Annotated in this window: 7 protein-coding genes; 3 read left to right on the top strand and 4 right to left on the bottom strand. The window is 64.2% G+C overall.

Annotation, left to right across the window (positions count from 1 at the left end; genetic code table 11):
* The first annotated feature begins 228 nt into the window (after positions 1–228).
* The 3 genes from WMO66_RS03765 to WMO66_RS03755 are packed head-to-tail and all read left to right on the top strand — an operon-like array spanning position 229 to position 2607.
* Positions 229–1260: a M42 family metallopeptidase gene (locus WMO66_RS03765; protein ID WP_349135045.1), complete on the top strand. Its 1032-nt coding sequence runs from the start codon at positions 229–231 to the stop codon at positions 1258–1260.
* The gene (locus WMO66_RS03760; protein ID WP_349135044.1) at positions 1260–2006 is read left to right on the top strand and encodes a YdcF family protein; all 747 of its coding nucleotides are present in this window, start codon (positions 1260–1262) and stop codon (positions 2004–2006) included. Before WMO66_RS03765 ends, WMO66_RS03760 begins: the two co-directional genes overlap by 1 nt.
* Before the next feature lie 43 nt (positions 2007–2049).
* Complete coding sequence (locus tag WMO66_RS03755) at positions 2050–2607, top strand: hypothetical protein (protein WP_349135043.1); 558 nt, start codon at positions 2050–2052, stop codon at positions 2605–2607.
* A 303-nt stretch (positions 2608–2910) separates the two neighbouring features.
* On the opposite strand, the gene WMO66_RS03750 is transcribed toward WMO66_RS03755, so the two are convergent.
* From WMO66_RS03750 to WMO66_RS03735, 4 genes are read right to left on the bottom strand one after another with little or no spacing between them, the layout of a single operon-like run.
* Positions 2911–3363: a GNAT family N-acetyltransferase gene (locus WMO66_RS03750; RefSeq protein WP_349135042.1), complete on the bottom strand. Its 453-nt coding sequence runs from the start codon at positions 3361–3363 to the stop codon at positions 2911–2913.
* A complete protein-coding gene (locus WMO66_RS03745) occupies positions 3329–4312 on the bottom strand; it encodes an alpha/beta hydrolase (protein WP_349135041.1) in 984 nt (327 codons plus the stop codon). The genes WMO66_RS03750 and WMO66_RS03745 overlap by 35 nt, the downstream gene beginning before the upstream one ends.
* Before the next feature lie 14 nt (positions 4313–4326).
* Positions 4327–4653 (bottom strand): hypothetical protein, encoded by a 327-nt coding sequence (locus tag WMO66_RS03740; protein WP_349135040.1) that lies wholly within the window; start codon positions 4651–4653, stop codon positions 4327–4329.
* Positions 4653–4835 carry a DUF6440 family protein gene (locus WMO66_RS03735; protein WP_349135039.1) on the bottom strand — a complete coding sequence of 61 codons (183 nt, stop codon included), beginning with the start codon at positions 4833–4835 and terminating at the stop codon, positions 4653–4655. Before WMO66_RS03735 ends, WMO66_RS03740 begins: the two co-directional genes overlap by 1 nt.
* Between the last annotated feature and the right edge of the window lie 265 nt (positions 4836–5100).

Raw genomic sequence — 5100 nt, 5'->3', positions numbered from 1 at the left:
AGGCCTTCCCATGTTACGGCTGCATCCTGCGAGATTGCCACGGCTCCTGCGGAGCCTCGCAATGACAAACTTGGGGGCCTTTCTCATCCGGAGGGGCGCAGTGACAAGCTTGGAAGTCCGCTGCAGGGCCCCCTCGGCAGCCGCCGCAATTTCTTCTCTTTCCCTTTGGCGCGTTCTATGGTATAATGGCAAAAAAGCCCGCGGCGCGGGCGGTGGGAGGTACTTTTCATGGAAAACTATGTGGATTTTGCCGTGCAGAAGGCGGTGGAGCTGCTGGCCATCGACAGTCCAACGGGCTACACTGCCGAGGCGGAGGAATTTGTCCTGCGCGAGTTCCGCGCGCTCGGCTTTGCGGCGGAGCGGACGGCCAAGGGCGGCATTCTCATCGATCTCGGCGGTGAAAACGCCGACGATGCCCTGCTGCTCGAGGCCCACGCCGACACGCTCGGCGGCATGGTCGCCGAGATCAAGGGCGACGGCCGCCTGCGCATCGTGAACGTCGGCGGCATGAACGCCAACAACGCCGAGGCAGAGAACTGCCGCGTCGTAACGAAGTTCTCCGGCAGCTACGAGGGCACGCTGCAGCTTATCAATGCCTCCGTCCATGTCAACGGCGATTATGCCTCCACAAAGCGCAGCTGGGACACCGTGGAGGTCGTGCTGGACGAGGCCGTCGAGTCTGCGGACGACGTGAAGGCTCTCGGCATCTCCGTCGGCGACTTTGTCTGCTTCGAGCCGCGCACCCGCGTGACGAAGAGCGGCTACATCAAGAGCCGCTTCCTTGACGACAAGCTGTCCGTCGGCATCCTGCTCGGCTTTGCAAAATACCTGCACGACGAGGGCAAAACACCCGCCCGCCGCGTCTATGCCCATGTGACGGTCTATGAAGAGGTCGGTCACGGCGGCTCCGCCTCGGTCCCGGCGGGAGTGACGGAGGCCATCTCCGTAGATATGGGCTGCGTCGGCGCAGGCCTGCAGTGCACGGAGCGGCAGGTCTCCATCTGCGCGAAGGACTCCGGCGGCCCGTACTCCTACGACGTTGTGAAGAAGCTCATCGCCGCCGCGCAGAAGGAAGGCGCGGACTACGCCGTGGACATCTATCCCTACTACGGCTCCGACGTCGAGGCCACGCTCCGCGCGGGCTATGACATCCGCCACGGCCTCATCGGCGCGGGCGTCTATGCCTCGCACGGCTACGAGCGCAGCCACCGCGACGGCGTGCTCAACACGCTGCGCGTCCTGCGCGGCTACCTGTTCTGATGCGCAGGCGCTTCTGGATCCCAACGGCGGCGCTGCTGGCGCTGGGGCTCGTATTCTATTTCGCCGTCTACGGCTTCCGCTTCGCGGGCGTACTGCTGTTCCTTGCGGCCGGGGTCGTGCTGGCCTTCGGCATCGTGGACGCACTGCGCGGGCGATTTCCCCGTTTTTCGCGCTGGGCGACGCGCATCGGTCTGATCCTCGTCTGCCTCGGCCTCCTGCTGGCCGCCGGAACGGCCGGATGGGTCGTCTCCGCCGGGCGCGGCGCGGCCGACCCGGAGGCGCAGTGGGTCGTGGTGCTCGGCGCGGGCGTAAACGGAACCGTCCCGAGTCAGGCCCTGCGCGAGCGGCTCGAGGCGGCGCAGGACTATCTTGCGCGCTATCCCGAGGCCATTGCCGTCCTTTCCGGCGCGCAGGGAGACGGCGAAGCCATCACGGAGGCACAGTGCATGTATGACTGGCTGACGGCCCGCGGTGTCGAGCCCGCCCGCCTGCGGCTGGAGACGAAGGCCACGACAACGGAGGAGAACCTCCGCTGCTCGCTCGACCTCATCGAGGCCGAGACCGGCACGCGCCCCGCGCAGATCGCCGTCATCTCAGGAGAATATCACCTGCTGCGCGCCGAGCTTCTGGCCCGCAGGGCCGGGACTGAAGCACTGGGCGTCCCGTCGTACACGCACGACCGCGCATTTTACTGCCTCATGCTGGCGCGGGAGGTCTGCGGCGTCTGGGCCGCGCTCCTATTCTAGGGAAGCTCTGAATCAGAGCTTCCCTAACTGATCGGAGAAATCTATGAATCAGAAGTTTCGCTTTACGGCAGAGCCGCGCTCCGCGCTGTGCCTGCTCTCCATGGCGCTGATGCTGCTTTCGGCTGCGGCGCGCCTGTGGTACTATCTCGCCGACCCCGTCGCGACGGCCATGACGCTCTCGCAGGCGGATATCTTCCTGCTCGTCGGCCTGCCGGTCTTCTCGGCGGCCCTCTATCCTGTGCTGCTGGCCCTGTTCGGCCGGAGGACCATCGTGCCGCTGACTGCGCCCGTGGCCGGATTCGTCGTGTTCTTTCTCTATAAGGCGCTGTCGTTTTCCAGCGTTCTGCACACGGTGCTGTGCAGCATCCTCTATCTTGCCGTGCTCGTTTTCTTCCTGCTGACGGCGCTTGGCGTGCTGCGCACGCGCATCTTTCTCATACTGCTGGCAGGGCTGCCGCTGCTCGTGCACATCATCATGGATCTTTCGGACTATGAGGGCTTCTTCCTCTTCCTGCCGGAGCTGTCCGTACTGCTGCTCATGGCCTCGCTGCTGTGCCTTGCCCTCCGGCTCCGCCCGGCCGGGAAGGAAGCAAAGCCATGACGCTCCTCTCCCTGCTCGACGCTCCGGAGCGGGCAGAGCGCGTCTGAGTCCACCGCATGAAACAGGCATAGCAGCTTGTCAAAAAAGTCCCTTTGGGCTTTTTCGTCAAGCTGCTTTCCGAATTGCAAAACCAAATTTTGCAGCATGATTTTGCAATTCTGCCGCTGCGGCGGGAGATGGAACGCGAAAGGACACCCTGACGGTTTCCTTTCACACTTTTCTTCCCTCCGAAACTTTCGGCTGGGCAGGTTTTTTGACAGTCTGAACGCCGCCCCGATCTTTCGGGGCGGCGTATCTTTTGAATTACTTTTCAAATTGTCTTTCATACTTGCAGGCGCTTTCCGGCGGGTGATCGTAGTAGGCCTCCTCGATGCGGGTCAGCCGGTAGCCGCAGGCGGCGAATGTACGGCGCATGGCCTCATTCGAGAGACGCGTCTCGCCGCAGATCCGCGGCAGCCCGGCCGCCTGCAGCAGCTCCGTCGCCGCGCGCAGAAGTCCCGCCGCCAGCCTGCGCCTGCGGTACGCCGGGTGGACCGCGAGGTTCATGATCTTGCCGTAGTCCCGCTCGCCCTGCCAGTTGTAGACGAACACGTCGCCAACGATGCGCCCATCGTCCAGCAGGGCCAGATAGACCGCCCGCTCGTCCGCCAGCAGCTCCCGCCAGTCCTCCTCCGTCCAGTGATCCTGCGGGAAGCACAGCCGGTCAAAGGCAACGATGGCGTCATATTCCGAAAGTGTGAGTCGTTTTTGTTCCATATTCTTCTCCAAACACCCTTCCCAGGAAATCCGTAACGGCCGCGAGGTATCTTTCCCGGTCGGCCATATAGCTCATGCCGTGCCCGGCGGCGGGAAAGGTCAGCAGGGTCTTATCTGCGGCGCGGCAGCAGGCGTAGTTCTCCCGCCCCATGGCGCAGGGGACGAAGCGGTCGTCCTCGCCGTGGAGGAAGAGGACGGGCGTGTCGCAGTGCGCCATGGCCCCGGCGGCGGAGGCCTCCTCCGGGTCAAAGCCGCCGAAGAGGCGGCAGCCGAGGCGCAGCAGGGCATAGACCGGGAAGATCGGCAGATGGGCGGAGCGGATGACGCTCTTCAGAATGGCGGACGGCGCGCTGTAGCCGCAGTCGGCCACGATGCCGGCGACGTTTTTCGGCAGCTCCGGCCCCGCCGCCATGAGGACGGTCGCCGCGCCCATGGACATGCCGTAGAGCACGATCTTCGCGTCCGGCCCGGCGCGGCCGATCACATAATCGACCCAGCGGCGGCAGTCATACCGCTCGCGGATACCGAGCGTGAGGCAGCGCCCGCCGCTTTTCCCGTGGGCGCGCTCGTCGACGAGCAGGACATTGCAGCCCATCCCCATGCCAAACGGCAGCCCGCCGCAGAAATCGCGCTCCGCCGCGCTGCGGTAGCCGTGAAACAGCAGGAGCCACGGCGCGTCCGGGGCTGTGGGATAGCAGCGGCCGAACAGCGTCAGTCCGTCGTCCGAGCGGATCGTTACCGGCTCATAGGGAAGGGCGAGGGCCGCGCGGATCATGCGCCGCGCCTCCGCCGCATAAGGCCGGTACTGGTCCGTGTCTGGCAGGACGAACATTTCCTTTTCGGTCGTTTTCCGCGCGCCGAACGCCAGCCGGAACAGCAAAAACGCCAGCCCGAGCGTCAGGAGCACAAAGCCCGCTGCGATCAGCAGCGCGATGCCAATGTACTTCACAGCCGCGCCCCCATTCACAGGCCCAGAATGCTGATGACGCCGTGCCGCGCAAAGCTGGCCTCTGCCCACGGCGCGGCCTCGTCGATGACGGCCCGCCAGTCTGCCTCGTCCCGGCTGCGCGCTGCGATGCGCTCCCACTGCCCGCGGGAGACGGGCGTGACGCCGAAATAGTCAAACTCCGGCAAGACGCCGCCGAACAGTTCCGTCAGGCGCAGTGCCTCCCACCGCTCGTCTGCAAGCAGGATGGAGCCGGGCAGCCAGAACCGCCCGCGCCAGCGCCCCGGCTGGAACTCAAAATAGCAGCTCCCCTGCCGCTCCGACACCGGGATAAAATAGCGCATCAGCGGTTCAGCAGCGGGGAAACGACCGGCTCTCCGTCGCGGTCGAGCAGCGGCGTCAGGCCGCCCGCATTGCCGCTGGCGTGGAAAAGATAGTTCACGCCTGTCTCCTTGTCGACCCAGATCTCGGTGATCTGCAATGCTCCCTGTGTGTAAACGCGCTCAAAGCGCTGCTCCTTTGCCATGATCGGTCCCTCCGTTTGTTGATCTCTGCGTTCATCGTACCACAGAAGCGTGGATTTTGCAACGTGTTTTGTCCGGAGCGGCGTACAGGCACAAAGTTCATTGTATTCTCTCCATGGCACAAAGCAAGCCCCCTTCGCCGCATTGGCAAAGGGGGCTTGTTTGGTTTTCTTCGTCCCCGGCGGGACGTTTTATACTAGAATCTGATAAAAAGCTTTAAAAGCTTTTTATAGCGCCGAGGGCGCGTCAGATTCTGCATGAGACGGC

It is taken from the genome of Faecousia intestinalis (assembly GCF_040096185.1).
Lineage (GTDB): Bacteria > Bacillota > Clostridia > Oscillospirales > Oscillospiraceae > JAZOXB01.
This window is presented reverse-complemented; position numbering and strand designations above follow the sequence as displayed.